Source organism: Vibrio sp. 10N.237.312.B06, assembly GCF_041464685.1.
Classification (GTDB): Bacteria; Pseudomonadota; Gammaproteobacteria; order Enterobacterales; family Vibrionaceae; genus Vibrio; species Vibrio tasmaniensis_A.
The window spans coordinates 84,335-101,297 of record NZ_JBFSPI010000003.1 but is presented as its reverse complement, the minus strand read 5'-3'; the positions used below and the strand labels follow the sequence as shown (position 1 = coordinate 101,297).

The 16,963-nt window shown below is 45.1% G+C and carries 13 protein-coding genes and 1 pseudogene; 3 read left to right on the top strand and 11 right to left on the bottom strand.

The features are described from left to right. Positions 1-163: 163 nt before the first annotated feature. The 8 genes from AB6C75_RS01565 to AB6C75_RS01530 all read right to left on the bottom strand — a co-directional run bounded on the left by AB6C75_RS01565 (position 164) and on the right by AB6C75_RS01530 (position 9,798). Entirely contained in the window at positions 164-646 is a 483-nt protein-coding gene (locus tag AB6C75_RS01565; RefSeq protein ID WP_009845974.1) for a MarR family winged helix-turn-helix transcriptional regulator, read from the bottom strand. Between the two features lie 363 nt (positions 647-1,009). Then, positions 1,010-2,197, bottom strand: a complete 1,188-nt coding sequence (gene choV / locus AB6C75_RS01560) for a choline ABC transporter ATP-binding protein (protein WP_372106554.1) — start codon at positions 2,195-2,197, stop codon at positions 1,010-1,012. Positions 2,198-2,225: 28 nt separating this feature from the next. Beyond that, positions 2,226-3,068 (bottom strand): choline ABC transporter permease subunit, encoded by an 843-nt coding sequence (choW, locus tag AB6C75_RS01555; RefSeq protein WP_372106552.1) that lies wholly within the window; start codon positions 3,066-3,068, stop codon positions 2,226-2,228. Positions 3,069-3,175: 107 nt separating this feature from the next. After that, the gene (locus AB6C75_RS01550) at positions 3,176-4,147 is read right to left on the bottom strand and encodes a choline ABC transporter substrate-binding protein (RefSeq protein WP_372101790.1); all 972 of its coding nucleotides are present in this window, start codon (positions 4,145-4,147) and stop codon (positions 3,176-3,178) included. Between the two features lie 157 nt (positions 4,148-4,304). Further along, positions 4,305-6,017, bottom strand: coding sequence for a choline dehydrogenase (betA, locus tag AB6C75_RS01545; protein ID WP_017102256.1), 1,713 nt, complete (start codon positions 6,015-6,017; stop codon positions 4,305-4,307). Positions 6,018-6,089: 72 nt separating this feature from the next. Next, positions 6,090-7,550, bottom strand: coding sequence for a betaine-aldehyde dehydrogenase (gene betB / locus AB6C75_RS01540; protein WP_372106549.1), 1,461 nt, complete (start codon positions 7,548-7,550; stop codon positions 6,090-6,092). A gap of 113 nt (positions 7,551-7,663) precedes the next feature. Next, positions 7,664-8,269, bottom strand: a complete 606-nt coding sequence (betI, locus tag AB6C75_RS01535) for a transcriptional regulator BetI (protein ID WP_372106547.1) — start codon at positions 8,267-8,269, stop codon at positions 7,664-7,666. A 425-nt stretch (positions 8,270-8,694) separates the two neighbouring features. After that, the gene (locus AB6C75_RS01530; RefSeq protein ID WP_372106545.1) at positions 8,695-9,798 is read right to left on the bottom strand and encodes an alpha/beta hydrolase; all 1,104 of its coding nucleotides are present in this window, start codon (positions 9,796-9,798) and stop codon (positions 8,695-8,697) included. 281 nt (positions 9,799-10,079) lie between these two features. Between AB6C75_RS01530 and AB6C75_RS01525 the strand changes: the two genes are divergently transcribed. From AB6C75_RS01525 to AB6C75_RS01515, 3 genes are all read left to right on the top strand, one after another. Then, entirely contained in the window at positions 10,080-10,784 is a 705-nt protein-coding gene (locus AB6C75_RS01525; RefSeq protein WP_372106543.1) for a response regulator, read from the top strand. Between the two features lie 36 nt (positions 10,785-10,820). Then, the gene (locus AB6C75_RS01520) at positions 10,821-12,140 is read left to right on the top strand and encodes an ATP-binding protein (RefSeq protein WP_372106541.1); all 1,320 of its coding nucleotides are present in this window, start codon (positions 10,821-10,823) and stop codon (positions 12,138-12,140) included. Positions 12,141-12,263: 123 nt separating this feature from the next. Then, on the top strand, positions 12,264-12,560 hold the full coding sequence (locus AB6C75_RS01515) for a Bor family protein (RefSeq protein ID WP_017097222.1): 297 nt from the start codon (positions 12,264-12,266) through the stop codon (positions 12,558-12,560). 224 nt (positions 12,561-12,784) lie between these two features. Here the strand turns inward: AB6C75_RS01515 and AB6C75_RS01510 are convergent, their stop codons facing one another. From AB6C75_RS01510 to AB6C75_RS01500, 3 genes and pseudogenes are all read right to left on the bottom strand, one after another. Continuing rightward, positions 12,785-15,235: a family 20 glycosylhydrolase gene (locus tag AB6C75_RS01510; protein ID WP_372106539.1), complete on the bottom strand. Its 2,451-nt coding sequence runs from the start codon at positions 15,233-15,235 to the stop codon at positions 12,785-12,787. A 108-nt stretch (positions 15,236-15,343) separates the two neighbouring features. Beyond that, entirely contained in the window at positions 15,344-15,973 is a 630-nt protein-coding gene (locus tag AB6C75_RS01505) for a bifunctional 4-hydroxy-2-oxoglutarate aldolase/2-dehydro-3-deoxy-phosphogluconate aldolase (protein ID WP_017097220.1), read from the bottom strand. Positions 15,974-15,992: 19 nt separating this feature from the next. Continuing rightward, positions 15,993-16,960, bottom strand: a pseudogene (locus tag AB6C75_RS01500) (sugar kinase). Positions 16,961-16,963 lie beyond the last annotated feature (3 nt).

The following is a 16,963-nucleotide window of genomic DNA, read 5'->3' as shown; positions in this document are numbered from 1 at the left end:
AGTCTTTCGAAAACCTTAGCTTATATCTATAGGCTAAAACTAAAAGATGATTTTTATTAGTAAAGTCAGAAAAATTGGGAGGCCAAGATCAAAAAATGGCCGCTTGATGCGACCATTTTATAACTCTTTAAACTTTTTCTTAGCTAGACAATTTAAAACTACGTTAGCTCTTGACTACGTTTGCAATGCCTTCAAGCTGTAGAACTGGGGCTGCGTCGATGTCTTCGGCGTTCATCATTGCAGACACACGTTGCATCGAAGAAAGCAGTAGGCTTTGCTCCCATGCTTCTAAATTTTGGAATTTTTTAACGAAGTTATCTTGTAGCGGTGGTGGCGCATTGTTAAGTAGCTCTTGACCTTTTTCAGTCAGATTTGCGTGTACTTTTCGGCGATCTGACGAGCTGCGAACACGTTGTACATAGCCGTTCAATTCCAAGCGATCGATGATCGTCGTTGTCGTCGCTTGACTCACATTAGTTTGATTAGACAATTCTTTGATCGTCACATTACCCATCTCTTGGATTGCGCGCATTAAAATCAATTGAGGGCCCGTCAAACCATACTCTTTACTCAGCTTTTTCGAGTGTAAATCGATAGCGCGAATAATTTGGCGAATAGCGACCAAGATTTCGTCATGTTTATCCAAGATGCAGACCTTTGTACTAATATACTGTGAGTGACTTTACAGTGTCGTGGCGATGAGATTTTCCAAACTGAACAGCTTAGGATCGCTCGAATTACACTGTAAATTGATAATTTACTTCATTGATTTTTCCGCATTGTACTGATGTTAATACTATTCTCAATCTTTTCTATACCACTAAACTTGCGTGGTACGGCACTTTTGCTTAATGAAGGGGGAATCAAAGCTTCAATGAAGGCAAAAATAATGAGTCAGAGAATACAAACTCAAAGAATAATATATTTTAATAATCATAGAGGTAGAGAGGTTTAACCCTCTCTACCCAATAAAAAACCAGCTCCAATAGCTAAGCTGAAAAACGAAATTTTACGCAGCGGCATTCATCTGAAAGTTACCAGTAAGCGCGTTATAAAATTCACTGTTATCCAAAATACCGACCAGTTTATTGTCTTCCACCAGCAAAATCGGGTGATTACTTAGCTGTTTCAGTTTAATCGCATCGCGCATGCCAATCTCTGGGCTTGCCACTACAACGCTCGACGCACTGATTGCCGTTAAATCGTCAGATTCGTTCCACTCAACAAGCGCTAAAGTTGATTCACCTTTTACAGATAAAGTACCTTCACTCTGCTCAATCCATAAGTCTTTAGAGTCACAGATCTTCCAACTTTCATCTTCTTGTTTCAAAGAATCCAAAGGCTGCATCAACGAACGACCTTTCAGTACGTTCAACGGGTTAGTGTGTGCGACAAAATCTTTCACATATTCCGTTTTTGGTGTGAGTACAATCTCTTCAGGTTTGCCATGTTGAATCAATTTACCTGACTCCATGATCGCAATGTTATTACCAATCTTCAGCGCTTCGTCTAAATCATGACTCACGAACAGAATCGTTTTGTTAAGCTTGTTTTGCAATAGAATTAACTCATCTTGTAACTGCGCACGAATCAACGGATCAAGCGCTGAAAACGGTTCATCCATGAGGAGAATATCGGTATCCATCGCAAAGGCACGCGCTAGACCAACACGTTGCTGCATACCGCCAGAAAGCTCATGCGGATACTTGGTTTCCCACTCTGCCAAACCCACCATTTCAAGCTGTTCACGCGCTTTAGCACGACGAACATCTTTGGCTACGCCTTGCATTTCTAGACCAAACGCCACGTTATCTAACACGTTTAACCAAGGCATTAGGGCAAATTTTTGGAACACCATAGAAACGCGGTGAGTACGAAGGTGACGCAGAGTCGCTTCGTCGCACTGTTCACCTAAATCAACCAGCTTGTCTCCATCTTTGATCGCCAATGAGCCACGACTGATCTCATTCAAGCCGTTAACTGCGCGTAGCAAAGATGATTTACCAGAACCAGACAAACCCATCAGCACACAAATCTCGCCTTCCTCAACGGTCAGCGACACATTATCTACGCCAACCACTTGGCCAGTCTCATCAATGATCTCTTGGCGAGTTTTACCTTGATCGAGCAGCTCAAGCGCTTGCTTCGGCTTATCACCAAACACAACATCGAGATTCTTAATGGTAATCGCGTCCATTGTCTTTTTTCCTGAGAGTTAGACATGATTAAGCTTCCTTCTGGTTTGGTGTTTTGCATAAGCGATCAAGAATGATAGCGACTAATACAATCGCCAACCCGGCTTCAAAACCTTGTGAGATGTTCACTGTGTTCAATGCGCGAACAACAGGTTTACCAAGCCCGTCAGCACCGACAAGTGCGGCGATAACCACCATCGAAAGCGACAACATAATACATTGAGTTACACCCGCCATAATGCTTGGTAAGGCAGCCGGTAATTCCACATTCATCAGCAATTTCATGCGGCTTGCACCAAACGCTTTACCCGCTTCAATCAACTCTTCAGGCACTTTGGTGACGCCTAAATAGGTCAAACGAATTGGCGCGGCAATGGCGAAGATAATGGTCGAGATTAAGCCAGGAACGATGCCCAAGCCGAATAAAACCAAAGTCGGAATCAGATACACAAACGTCGGAACCGTCTGCATTAAATCAAGAATGGGTCTAAGCACCGTATACAACCAAGGGCGATGCGCGGCCATAATGCCAACTGGAACGCCAATTAATACGGAAATCGTTGTCGCTGCAAACACGAGGACAAAGGTTTCCAGCATTTCTTGCCAGTAGCCAAGGTTTAAAATAGTCAGCAAAGCTGCAACCACGAAAATCACAAGCGAGGGTTTACGGTGTAAATACCATGCAATCGCCGCAGTCATCACGATTGGTAAAGCCGGTGGCATCCACTTAAATACATCGACTAAAAACATAATGACGGTTTCTAGAAAAATCGAAATAGCGTCAAAGAATCCTGCTGCATTGATTGTTAGCCAATCAACACCCGCTTCCATCCATTGACCAACAGGGATTTTGTTTTCCGTAATAAAATTCACAATATTGCCTTTTATTATGGGTGGGCTACTTCAAACCAATAGACAATTGGTCAGCCCACCTTTTTTATTTATAGAGCTTTGATAAATAGATCGATAGGTAGGTAAAACTAAGCTTTAACTTGTTTTAGGTATTCAGTAACCGCTTGAGTCGCTGATTCACCTTTATGCGTTTTTACGTTGTCTAACCAAGTTTCAACTTGTTGAGGGTTATTGTTCAACCATTGTTGAGCCGCTTTCTCTGGCTTCACTTTTTGGTTAAGAATCTCTTCCATCAACTGGTTTTCCATCTCTAGAGTGAACTCTAGGTTTTGCAGAAGTTGACCGACGTTTGCACACTCAGACACGTAGTTTGAACGAACATTGGTGTAAACATTTGCGCCGCCGTAGTTAGGGCCGAAGAAGTCGTCACCACCTGATAGATATTCCATCTCAACATTGCTGTTCATTGGGTGCGGTGCCCAACCTAGATAAACGATCCACTGGCTACGACGAGCAGCACGAGATACTTGCGATACCATGCCCGCTTCACTTGATTCCACTAGGCTGAAATCTTTCAAGCCAAACGCGTCGGAATCAATCATTGATTGGATTAAGCGGTTGCCATCGTTACCCGGCTCGATGCCGTAGATGCGGTCTTTAAATTTGTCGGCATGTTTTGCTAGGTCGGCGAAGCTTTTTACGCCAGAGTCGTACACATATTTTGGTACAGCTAGCGTGTATTTTGCGCCTTCAAGGTTGGCACGCACTGTCTCAACCGTTCCCGCTTCGCGGTACTTAGCGATGTCGCCTTCCATAGTTGGCATCCAGTTACCTAGGAATACGTCAATATCGCCGTTCGCCATTGAAGAGTAAGTAACCGGTACTGAAAGTAGGTCAGTTTTGGTTTTGTAGCCTAGGCCTTTCAGTAGCTCTGAAGTGACAGCCGTTGTTGCGGTAATGTCTGTCCAACCAACATCAGCGAAGCGTACGTTTTCACATTGTTGTGGTTCAACAGAAGCGTTAGCACCAAATGCAAATGAGCTGATGGCTAGTGCTGTTAACGTTTTTGTCGTCACGTTCTGAATATTTAGAGTCGTCATAATGGTTCCTTTTTATCTTTCCTTTTGCTGCTCGATATCAACACCGATAGAGAGCAATTCTTCTGACTTTTGACTAATTAGTTTTGTTATTTTTTGCTTGTTACTTGTTGTTTTTATTCTTTGCTGCTTTTTCTATTTTTTGTCCAATAACAGAGGCTTATGCTTCTCGTACTGGCTTATTGATTCTTTGTGTTTCTTCCCACTCCGGTGCTATCCATACAGGAACGTTTTGCTCTTTTAGAACGGGCTTGCCCAAAATCAGGTCCGAGGCACGCTCAGCAACCATAATGGTCGGTGCGTTCAAGTTACCGTTTGGAATAACAGGGAAAACAGACGAGTCGACCACGCGCAGATTATCAATACCGCGAACACGACACTCTTCATCAAGTACCGCCATTGGGTCGTTATCTGAACCCATTTTGCAGCCACAAGAAGGGTGATATGCACTTTCAACGTTCTGCTTAACCCATTCGTCAATTGCTTCATCGGAGGTAATGCTTAGACCCGGCTGAATCTCTTCACCACGGTAAACATCCATCGCAGGTTGCGACAAAATCTCACGCGTCAGACGAATACAATCGCGCCAATCTTGGCGATCTTGTTCGGTCGAGATGTAGTTGAAAATGATCTCTGGCTTGGCATGTGGGTCAGCAGAAGTGATCGCTACCGTACCACGACTTTCTGGCTTATTAGGCCCAACATGAACTTGGAAACCGTGACCATCAAAGGCCGCTTGCCCGTCGTAACGCATCGCTGCTGGCAGGAAGTGGTATTGAATGTTTGGCCACTTCAATCCTTTGCGAGAGCGAATAAACGCACACGATTCAAAGTGGTTAGTAGCACCCAAACCTTTGCGAGTCAGAATCCATTCCGCGCCAATCATGCCTTTGCTGACTAAGCCCAACTTGCTGTTGAGCGTGATAGGTTCGTTACAGTGATATTGGAAGTACACTTCTAAGTGATCTTGTAGGTTTTCACCGACGCCGCTCAGTTCGTGTTTCAGCTCAACACCCGCCTTTTCAAGCACCGCTTTCGGGCCGATACCAGAAAGTTGCAGCAGTTGAACCGAGCCAATAGATCCCGCAGAAGAGATCACTTCTTTGTTCGCCACGGCAACTTGGGTATTGCCTGACTTTTCAAACTCGACACCAACCGCTTTCAAGCCTGATTGACCTTCTGAGTCTTGTGCTTCAAGTAAGAAACGACGCGCCACGATGCCTTTTTTCAAGGTAAGGTTTGAACGCTTCAATGCACGACGTAGATAAGCGTTAGAGGTTGAGGCTCTAACACCCTTGTCTACCGTCATATGCATGGTGCCGAAGCCTTCTTGCTGGTAGCCGTTGTAATCTTGTGTTTCTGGGTAACCTGCGTCTTTACCTGCATCAATGAATGCTTGGTAAAGCGGGTTGAGCTCCATATCGTTACCGTTACAAGTGCCGACAGGGCCATTGTCGCCACGATATTCGTCACCACCTTTATTCCATGATTCAGCACGGCGGAAATAAGGCAAGCAAGCTTGGTAATTCCAACCAGCTGCACCCTCTTCTTCCCACTGGTCAAAGTCACAAGCGTGGCCACGAACATAAACCATGCCGTTGATCGATGAGCTGCCACCCAACACCTTGCCGCGTGGACAATGCAGTTCACGTCCATCAAGGCCCGGTTCTTGTTGGGTCTCAAATTGCCAAGCGTACTTTTCAGTATTCATCGGGTAAGAAAGCGCAGTCGGCATTTGGATAAAAATACTCTTATCCGTACCACCCGCTTCCAATAATAAAACGCTATGTTCACCGCTTTCCGTTAGCCTATCCGCTAACACACAGCCGGCCGAACCCGCGCCGACGATAATATAATCGTAGCGTTGTTCCATGTTTTGATTTCCCTGAGATGAGTCAGTAGGGCTCGCTCTGTTAAGCTAACCCATAAAATTGAGTGTTACGCGTTAGGCATAAGGGCTGGCGTAGTCGCCAAGTTCAATAAGAATGCTCTTAGTCTGCGTATAGTGGAGTAGAGTCTCTGGCCCGTTTTCACGGCCAACCCCTGAAAGTTTGTAGCCACCAACAGGCATTTCTGCAGGTGAGTCACCCCATGTATTAACCCAACAAATACCCGCCTGCATTTGATGAATAACACGGTGAGCGCGAGAAAGGTTTTGCGTGAATACGCCAGCAGCAAGGCCGTACTTAGTATCGTTAGCACGACGAATCACATCGTCTTCGTCCGTAAACTTCAACATTGACATTACAGGGCCGAAGATCTCTTGCTGAACGTGAGGCATGTCGTCATGACAATCTGTGAATACCGTAGGAATAACAAAGTTGCCGTTTGCTAAGCCGTTGTCCGTCACTTGATAACCGCCAGTCAGCAGAGTTGCACCCGACTGTTTAGCCAGTTCAATTGCTTCAAGGACTTTTGAAAGGTGTTCTTTAGAAATCAACGCGCCGATCTGAGTCTCCATATCCATCGGGTTACCAATGATCAGCTTCTCAGTGCGTGTTTTAAGTTGGTCGATAAATGCGTCGTAGATATTTTCGTGTACATAAACACGAGTACCGTTAGTACACACTTCACCTTGGGTGTAGAAATTAGCGACCATTGAAGCCGACACCGCATCGTCCAATTTCGCATCATCAAAGATGATCATTGGTGATTTACCGCCGAGCTCCATCGTTACAGACTTGAGTGTTTTAGCACTGTCTGACATTACCGCTTTGCCCGTACCAGTTTCACCTGTGAAAGACACTTTAGCGATGTCGGGGTGAGCCGTGAGCATTTGGCCGACACGGTAATCGCCCTGAACTACGTTAAACACGCCATCAGGAAGACCTGCTTCAGTAAAGATCTCAGCAAGCTTGAGCGCCGTTAGCGGCGTTTCTTCTGAAGGCTTGAAGATCATCGCGTTACCCGCAGCGAGTGCTGGAGCCGATTTCCACATTGCGATTTGGATAGGGTAATTCCACGCGCCAATGCCCGCACAGATACCTAGCGGTTCACGGCGTGTGTAGAAAAATTGAGATTCACTAAGAGGCTGTTGATCGCCTTGCAGCGTAGGTGCTAGCCCTGCGAAATACTCAATAACGTCGGCGCCAGAAGCCACATCGACTTCGATCGCTTCTTGTAATGGCTTGCCCGTATCGACAACCTCAAGGTTCGCAAGGTCATTATTTCGAGCTCTAAGTATCTCTACCGCCTTTAAAAAAATGCGGCTGCGTTCTACGGCTGTCATTGCTGACCATACCGCAAACCCGCGCTTCGCCGATTCAATCGCATTTTCGACGTCAGCTGAAGAAGCTTGGCCAAGCGTTGCGATAGGTTCGCCGTTTGCAGGGTTAATGCTGACGAAAGTTTCGCCTGAGGTAGCGTCAACCGCTTTACCATCGATGTATAACGAGTTCATTTCCATTTGATCTTCTGACTTAATTATTGTTGTTAGACTCTATCGGTCTATGTATTTGTGAATGCATATCGTTGTTGAGAGCGAGCCTTTTGAGCTCACTCACTAGAATTTTTGATGACTCATTGATCGCGCTGACACGAGTAAAACGTAAGCTGCTTGTCTAAGTAGTCATTGATGATTGCACGAGCTTTGTCGGCGTTAATGCCTTCAGGATTGAGCGTCCCTCTCAGCCAGATGCCATCAATTAATGATGCGATGCCGTGTGCGATCAATTCCGCTTGATCAGGTTGAAAAATCGATTTTAATTCAATAAGTAAGTGAGAAATCAAACGCTTTTCATTTACGCGCTGAAGGCGCTTGAGTTGAGCGTCATGCATCGAATAAGACCAGAATGCGAGCCATGTTTTCGACACTTTATTTTCCGCTTGATAGCCTTCGAAATTACCGTTGATGATAGCGTTGATCCTTTGCTGGTGAGCATCAGCAGGGAGCGCTTTTAATTCTGTTGTTACGGTATTCGAAAGTTGGCGCAGTATTTCTCGCATGGTCTCTTCGAGCAGCCCATGCTTTCCACCAAAATAGTGATTAATAATGCCAGTGGAGACTCCCGCTTCTTTGCTGATCAACGCAATACTCGCGGCATGCAAACCCACTCGTTCAATCACCGTCATGGTGGCTTGAACAAGCTGTGGTTTACGTATATCAGGCATCCCAACCTTGGGCATTTCTTAGTCCTTTTATTTTATATTGAACGTTCAGTTAAATATAAAATGACAGAAATTTAGTTAGGGTTCAAATGATTATTTAAAACAATCTTGTAACAACACGCCATTCAAAATCAAATAAGTCATTTTAAAACAATACGTTAAATATCATTTAGACCACTAAATAAAATCATTAAAGATTTGAGGTGTGATGGTTACGGGTCAAAAGTTTTGCTTAGGAAGAGCAAAAAATAAATCAGTAGGAATACGTGTAGACACTTTTTTGGGGGAAGTTGAAAGGTAGTATCAATGAGTCTTAATACTGAAATTTAAGACTAGGAAATCTGCACTCAACAAAGTAACGAATCAAGACATGAACAAAAAAAGGCCGATAATGACAGAGCCATCACCAACCTTTGCGGAGTCGTTATTGTTACTTTCTTTGACTACTCAATACGAGTAATAAAACCGTACTTATCAGAGTCTGCTTTGGTCATCCAGTGTTCACCGGAAGCCGGGGCAGAATCTAAAGTGAAGATATAGAAGTCTATCCCTTTTTCTCCCATCGCCTTTTTAAAATAGGTCGCTTGCTGACGATGACTCTCATTGGTGTATGGGAATTCTTTGGCCGTTTTATTCCCTTCAGCCCAACTATGCACACCCACCTGTTTATTCAGTTCAATGACCTTGGTAGTATCAGCGCGTTGCAATATGCGTGGGTTGCCAGCAGCAAATAGATCCGTACCACCCGAAAAAACCGAACCCGTTGGAGTCACAACCGTCGTCATCTTGTTGTTATTGATCATACGCCCGGTGTACATGTTGATTTCGTCATCAGCACTACCGCCAATATGGTTGGTGAACTTCAACGTCATCTCACTGCCTCGGTATAACTTCACGATATCAAAAAGCTGAGAATAGGTTGATGCGCCTAGAGTGGAAGTAATCCGTTCAACAGCGCCAGTCTCGTTGAGCACATCGCGGTAAAAAGCGTTGAAGGCAAACGATGTGGTAATGGTGACTTTATTACCATTTTTGGATTTACTCAGAATCGTCGAACCTAGGCTCGTCACGTATTGCGACAACTCGTTTTGGTATTCAAGATTAACGGAGACTTTTTTATCCTTCGTCATTGCTTTTATTGACGTAGTATCACTAGAAGTAAAGCGTTGTGCTGCATCACAATCAAATAGATCCAAGCCCTTGCTCTCTGTATAAATACCACAACTATCAAACCCAGCTTCAGGAAAGTACAGATCAACACTTTGACCTAAGCCATCCAAAAGCCTAATCACTTTTTGCTTATCACTAATGTCTTCAGCAAACTGAATTTTTTCATACAAAATACCATCGTAAGAGAGCTTCATAGCCTCTTCTTGGAGCTCTTGCCTCTCTTGATACAATTCACCAAGTTTAGTTGAAGAAAATACGTAGTCAGCCTTCGGTTCCTTTTGCGAAATGGTGGTTGATTGTCCCGTGTTTGAACTTGCATTACAGCCAGCCAAGAGAGCCAAAGGTAACGCTAGCAACGTATTTCGATAGTACTTCATACCATTATTCCCCAAAATTTTGATTGGAGAAATTCTATTAGTTAACAATTAAATTATCTGTCGTGCGAATGTAATAGAATGTAGATTTTTTTGAACGTTGTTTTTTATTTTTCGATTAAATAAGAAATCGGCATTGAACTAGCATGGAAAGTGTTTAATCATTCACATCAGGAATTTCTTCGTGACGCATTTGTGATGAATATGCAACAGTAGGAGCTGCCAAAATTAAACGCACTCACGTAATTTCAAAAAATTAAACGCACAACAAGGCTGATAACGGAATGACAAAACCTAAAATGATCATCGTTGAAGACGATTTAAAACTTCAGCAAATGCTAAAGGATTACTTTGTAGCACAAGACTTTGAGGTCACCGCGTTAGACGATGGCAGTGATGCAGTGCAAACCATCCTTGACGACCAACCTGATATCGTGCTGTTGGATTTAATGCTTCCTGTAACCGATGGGCTTACAATCTGCCGACAGACACGTACACACTTCAAAGGTAGAATCTTAATGCTCACCGCCAGCGATGATGATTTTGATCACGTTGCAGGTTTAGAGACAGGTGCTGATGACTATGTCACCAAGCCAATCAAACCAAGAGTTCTACTGGCAAGGGTCCGCTCGCTATTACGCCGTCAAGAAACCAATACACCTCTGGTTGATGATTCAAGTAGCCTTCAGTTTGGTCAACTTACGCTGAAAAACACCTATAAAAAGTGCGAGCTTTCAGATGTAGTTTTATCACTGACAGACAGTGAATTTGACCTACTTTGGCTGTTAGCATCCAACCCTGATACTCCACTGTCACGTGATTATTTAACTCAAACGCTGCGTGGGATCGAGTACGACGGGATCGACCGAACGATTGACAACAAAGTGGTGCGTTTACGTAAGATACTTGGCGATGACAAAACACCAGCAGAAAAAATTCAGACCATTCGCGGGAAAGGCTACTTATTTGTTTCGACCGCCTGGCATTAACCGCGCTCAGTAAGGGCGCAATGAAAGAGAGCGATTATGCGACGTATCTATTTGGAGTCCCTACTAGGGCTGTTAACTTGCTTTATTGTTGGTCTTCTCGCCTACGAAATTTGTGTCTATCAGCTCAATACCGACTATGAATATATATTGCAAGATTACGAAGCAACGGCCCACCAACAGCTCCTAGAAAACATAGCGAATAATCAGGGCCTCGAAGCCGCTCATCAAGCCATAAATCAGTTTGTTGACACCTCCCGCTATACCCTCGTCACATTCAAATCGAATGATGAAGTACCGACTCCAGTTTCTGAGTTCTTTACTGCTAACCCCAACGTATTTATTTTTCACGACGACTATCGGGAGTTATGGTTTCGCTTAGCTAACAGTAAAAACATCTATCATTACCTGCCCAACGACGACACGCTCGTTCGACAAAAAATAGAGCTCGAAGATGACCTCATTTGGGTATTCTTTATCGCGAGCTTCATCGTATATGGCCTGGGTCATCTGTTGATTATTTTCCGCAGAGTTAAGAAGCTTGAAAATGCCACATTACGCTTCTCTGAAGGCGACCTCTCTTCGCGAGCTGAAACATCAGGCGGCAGTGCAATTGGAACTCTGAATAAATCCTTTAATCTGATGGCCGACCGAATCCATAGCTTAATCGAGAGTAATCGTTCACTTACCAATGCGGTAGCTCATGAACTGCGAACTCCAATATTCAGAATTCAATGGCAGGCTGAAATGCTCAAAGACACGCTACTCAACGAGGGGCAGCAAGATACTATCGAGAGCATTGTTGAAGACACAGAAGAGATGGAAAAAATGGTCGATGAGCTACTATATTACGCAAAACTCGACAGTTGTGATCTAGATAACTTACTACAGCCATTAGAGATAAGAGACTTTCTCGATCACGCAATGAGCCGTTGGAACAAAGAGACTGAGTTTAGTATTGATCTATCACTACCAGAACAACCTCATTTGATATTAGCAGATGATACGCTGCTCAATCGCGCGTTAGATAACCTAGTACGTAACGCGATGAAATTCGCACGCTCACAAATTTCGATAGAAGCAAGCGTGCACCACGATATGCTACAAATCGCCGTGCATGACGACGGTGACGGCGTAGCAAAAGAGCACCGTTCTCGCCTATTCGAACCTTTTTATGTTGGAGATAAAGCGCGTAACAAAGCCAAGAGTGGCCATGGTCTAGGGCTTTCTATCGTCAAGAAGATCTGTGTTCAACACGGTGCAACAGTACAAGTCGCACAAAGCAATACTTTAAAAGGCGCCGTATTCACTATAGCCTTTCCACTGTGTAACGATTCGACTGACAAACCCATACAGTAACGACCAATCATCTCTGGAATAATGCTCAACATCAACCGAAGGAGGCTAGATATCCCCCTTCAAAACCAACAACACTCGTTCACCCTTACTAACGTGAGCTGAATTTTATCTCTGGAGAAACACATGAAAAAATTAATGATCATCGCGGCACTATCGCTAGTAGCAACAGGTTGCGCTCAACAAACTTTCGTAATGGCCCCTCAAGAGAGCGAAGCAACAGCACCAACAACTGAAAAGTCACACCACTTTTTCATTAACGGTCTAGCGCAGAAAAAGCAAATTGATGCAGCTAAAGTATGTAACGGTATCGACAACGTTGCTAAAGTTGAAGTTCAAGAGACATTCGTGAATGGTTTACTAGCAGCCGTGACTTTTGGTATTTATACACCACGAGAAGCACGCGTTTACTGCAAAGCTTAACTCGTCGTTATTTGGCCACGAACCAACTGACGACACCAAAAGTTTGGTCTTGGAAGCTTCTACCTGACATTAACGTTAACGCTACAGAGTAGTGTTAGTGAGTAGTCGCTTATATTGGGCGAGAAATAACACCCAATTGAGAAGCTAAAACTAAAAAGCCGCCCACAGAGGGCGGTTTTGATTCACTTATTGGCGTGTGACTTATTCGCTAATCCGTTAACGACTTACTCAGCTAGCTGCTTCAACAGTAACTCTGTAGGGCGAACAATCGCGATGATCGATTCATCATAGATTTTCGCTGCTTCAGACAATATCGCTTGGTAAGCATTTGCATCTGATGCTCTAACTTTTTCATCCGCTTGTGCTTTAGCAATCAAGGTTAACGCCAAGTCTGCGACTTCCGCGGTTTTCTCTGCGACAATCACAGTCTCTACCGAAGACACATTACCTGCGAAGACAGTCTCAGCAGCGAGTGCAGCCGCTTTTGCTTGTTGATAATGCTGGGCAAGTTGCTCAAGCGCTTGTTGATTACCCGTCGCGACTTCGTTGACCAAATCTTGCATCTCATACACGGCGTAGCTTTCGACTGGCAGTGCATCAACAAAGCGATTTAGACGCTCGTATTGGCTGTATAAAGTGCCCTTAGGTTCAGTCGAATTCCACTTTTCCCAGTTACGTGCATAATATTGTGCTGGCTCAGTGTACTTGGCAAGCACGCGCAGGTCGTGAATATCTTGGCCTTTGGCAATGCGTTTTAACAACATATCAGCATCCGCATGGTGACGCAGCCCAACCGACACTTCAGACCATGTATCCATCGCTTTCATACGCTTGTACATGCTGCGTTCGTCCGTCAATTCCGCATCAGACCAGAAGCGCTCTGCAATCGCATAGCTGCGTGGCCATAGGTAGTTTTCGACCGTGAGGCTGTCTTTGTTCTCTAGCCACATGGTGATCTCGCCGCCCAAGATAAGCTCTTTTTCTTTGTCGGTTAATTCTGCAGGGTAACCACCATTTGGCTCAGGGATCACGCTGCCTTCAACATCGCTGCTCGCAATCACTTCACCTGTGGTTGGCCAACGCACATTACCGACCAATTGGTAACTGCCTTCTGCAAAACCCTTTGGATTCAGGTTTAGGTTGAATTCGGTGTACGACATGAAGTTATCGAAGTGGCCAACAAAGGTTTTACCCGGCACATAATCAAGGATGAAGATCTCTTCGCGAGACTTGCCGTTGTAATCACTGAATGCGCGGAAAGTGCCGTCTTTCGCTTCAATAATAGTCAGTGTTCCCTTACGTGGGCCGCCTTTTGAACGTGGCTTCTGCCATTGGTACGTCACGAACTTTTCGCCACTGTGCAGCTTATCGTCAACCGTGATGCCCGTTGGCATTGGGTCATTGCGATAGTGGTAGTTCGTCGGCTGAGGTTGATCTAGGTAATAACCCGTAGAAAGAATACCTGGGTAGCCCTCTTTCGCCGCACGACCAATGCTATCGTGCCCTTGCCAGCTTTGAATCACGATCGAAGTCGGCAGGTCTTTATGCCAAATCTCATCCCAACCGGTCATCTTCTTACCGCACTCTTCGAGCATCTTCTCAACTTTTACATTGAGGTAAGACTGCAGACCACGCTCGCCATCGATATTGTTTTCTTCAATGAACTGTTGGTGCTTTTCGCTGTTTTTCCACTGTGCATAATTCGGCTCATCGCCACCAATGTGGAAGTACTCATCAGGGAACAGCTCGGTCACTTCATCAAACACATCACCAAGCATCTCATAGACTTCAGGGTTAAGTGGATCCATCAGTGGTTCAAACACGCCCCACCCTCTTTCTTGCTCGTAGTTTTGCCCTTCACCGCCCGACATCAAACGCGGGTAAGCGTGAGCAACCGCAGAAGAGTGACCCGGAAGAGAGACCTCAGGAATCACACGAATACCAAGATTACGCGCGTATTCAACTAAGTAGCGAACTTGGTCTTTGGTGTAGTAATTACCATCAGCGGTTTCAGACCATAAACGCGGCCAAGATTCGGTTTGAATGCGGATACCTTGGTCGTCCCAGAAGTGCCAATGGAATACGTTCATCTTCGCCGACGCCATCGCATCTAACTGACGAATCAGCACATCGAATTCAATGAAGTGACGTGAAGTATCGTAAGAAACACCACGCCAGCGAAAGCGAGGCTCATCGACAATGGTTACGGCAGGAATATGGTAGCCAGTCGCTGTGGTTTCAACGAGCTGTAAAAGGGTTTCGATGCCGTGAATCGTGCCGTATGGGCTTGGAGAGCTCAGCGTGATTTGTTCACCCTGAGTGGTAATCTTGTAGGACTCTACAGAGTCGATATTTTGTATTTCAGACTTTGGTGCTGCGTCGATATCTATGATCAGGTTCGCTTGATCTGCACTATCAACCTGCCAATTTAGAATCGGCACACCTGTCTGACGCTCAAGGCGATCAATAAAGCGTTTCGCCGTGTACTCAACGCGATCAGAATTAAAGCCTTTGATGTAAACTTTAAAATTACCATCTACTTTCACTTGCCCAGCTTGCAGCTCGACCGTTTGTGGGTACGGCATTAAATTTAGATCGGAATTTGGAGCCATTGCTAACGCCATTGGGGACACTACTGAACCTGAAATCAATAGGGATAATATAGTTTTTTTCATTATTAGTTTTCCTATATAAATATGGTTCTGTTTTGTTTATCGGAGGCAATTCACAAAACAGAACCATCAACCACTGCTGTTGTTTATCTTTATTCCAAACGCTTCTCGTTAGTCCACAAGAGCGACTGCTTCACGAACCAATGCCGCGATCTCGTCCCACTGTTCATTCTCGATCATCTTCGGAGATACCATCCAAGTACCGCCACAGCACACCACGCGATCCACGGCTAGGTAGTCATTCACGTTGTGCTTGCCGATACCTCCCGTTGGCATTAAAGACACATCAACGTATGGCGCTAACAGAGATTTCACCATGTTGATGCCGCCAGACGCTTCTGCAGGGAAGAACTTCAAGAAGTTAAGGCCAAGCTCTAGCGCTTGCTCTACTTGGCTTGGGTTATTTACGCCCGGAACGATTGGCATGCCGATTTCTTGGCAGCGTTTTACGGTGTTTGGGTTCAGACCCGGAGCTACGATGAATTCGCTGCCCGACTCTTTCGCAAGGTCGATCTGCGCTGGCGTTAATACTGTGCCAGCACCGATACACATTTCTGGATACGCATCGCGCATCGCACGAATCGCGTCTGCTGCCGCTTCAGTGCGGAATGTGACTTCAGCAACTGGTAGGCCATTTTCTACCAACACTTTTGCCAGTGGAATCGCGTGTTCAACCTTGTTGATTTGGATAACAGGGATAACTTTGAATTGCTTAAGTTTGTTGATCATTTCTTGAGACATAATAATTCCGCTTTTTATTTTATTTTTTAATCAGTTGGCTCATAGCGCTCACGGGATGATTGCGCCAGAGTATTGAATAACGATGGAAGCCAGTTGGTGGCCAAGTTCGGCTGCGTCGGTGGCGCTCTCGCCAGTAAGACGCGCAGCTAAATAACCCGCGGCGAATGAATCGCCCGCCGCGCAGGTGTCGACCACGTTAGAAACACGCGTCGCTGAAACATAATTCTCAACAATGTTGCCCTGTTCAGCTTGAACAATCTTGCATGGCTCGCAGCCACGTTTGATGACGATCTCTTGGCACCCCAAACGAAGGCAGCGTTGTTGAACGCTCTCTGAGTTCCCCCAGACAAGCAGATCGTCGTCTTCGGTAATCAAGGCGATGTCCACCAGCGGCAGTAACTTGGCGTACCAATGTTGAGCTTGTTCGGTGCTCCAAAGTTGCGGGCGATAGTTGTTATCAAAAACCACCTTGCCGCCTTGGTTTGAGAACACGCTAATGGCTTTGAATAAACGCTCGCGAGAGGCGTCATCCAAGATCGCGATACTTATACCGCTGATGTAAACCGCGTCGACTTGCTTCTCTGTTAGAGCGATTTCAAGCTTATTCAGGTTGTCGGCTTGCCTGTTTAAGTTATCGATTTGAAAGTAAGATTTTGCGGCCGCGTCGTTGCGCCAGTAGTGAAAGTGTCGCTCTCCTGTCTCGTCGGTTTCGACCATGTAGAGCCCAGGAAGCTTGTTTGGGATGCGCTCAATGAAATTGGTTTGGATACCTTCGAGCTGCCAGCTATCAATCATATTTTGAGACAGTTCATCGCAACCAAGACCTGTCGCGTAGTGCACAGAGAGGTTTTGATGTTGGGTTAAGCGAGAAAGGTAAAGCGCGGTATTGAGCGTGTCACCGCCGAATTTTTTGGTTAATGGAGAGCCGCTAATTTCGACCATGCACTCGCCAAAAAAAGCAATATTGAAGTTAGAAGATGCAGGCATAGC

Coding starts and splice junctions, on each gene's coding strand:
- choV (WP_372106554.1), bottom strand. CDS start 2,197: ATGGACGCGATTACCATTAAGAATCTCGATGTTGTGTTTGGTGATAAG.
- AB6C75_RS01550 (WP_372101790.1), bottom strand. CDS start 4,147: ATGACGACTCTAAATATTCAGAACGTGACGACAAAAACGTTAACAGCA.
- betA (WP_017102256.1), bottom strand. CDS start 6,017: ATGGAACAACGCTACGATTATATTATCGTCGGCGCGGGTTCGGCCGGC.
- betB (WP_372106549.1), bottom strand. CDS start 7,550: ATGGAAATGAACTCGTTATACATCGATGGTAAAGCGGTTGACGCTACC.
- betI (WP_372106547.1), bottom strand. CDS start 8,269: ATGCCCAAGGTTGGGATGCCTGATATACGTAAACCACAGCTTGTTCAA.
- AB6C75_RS01530 (WP_372106545.1), bottom strand. CDS start 9,798: ATGAAGTACTATCGAAATACGTTGCTAGCGTTACCTTTGGCTCTCTTG.
- AB6C75_RS01525 (WP_372106543.1), top strand. CDS start 10,080: ATGACAAAACCTAAAATGATCATCGTTGAAGACGATTTAAAACTTCAG.
- AB6C75_RS01520 (WP_372106541.1), top strand. CDS start 10,821: ATGCGACGTATCTATTTGGAGTCCCTACTAGGGCTGTTAACTTGCTTT.
- AB6C75_RS01515 (WP_017097222.1), top strand. CDS start 12,264: ATGAAAAAATTAATGATCATCGCGGCACTATCGCTAGTAGCAACAGGT.
- AB6C75_RS01510 (WP_372106539.1), bottom strand. CDS start 15,235: ATGAAAAAAACTATATTATCCCTATTGATTTCAGGTTCAGTAGTGTCC.
- AB6C75_RS01505 (WP_017097220.1), bottom strand. CDS start 15,973: ATGTCTCAAGAAATGATCAACAAACTTAAGCAATTCAAAGTTATCCCT.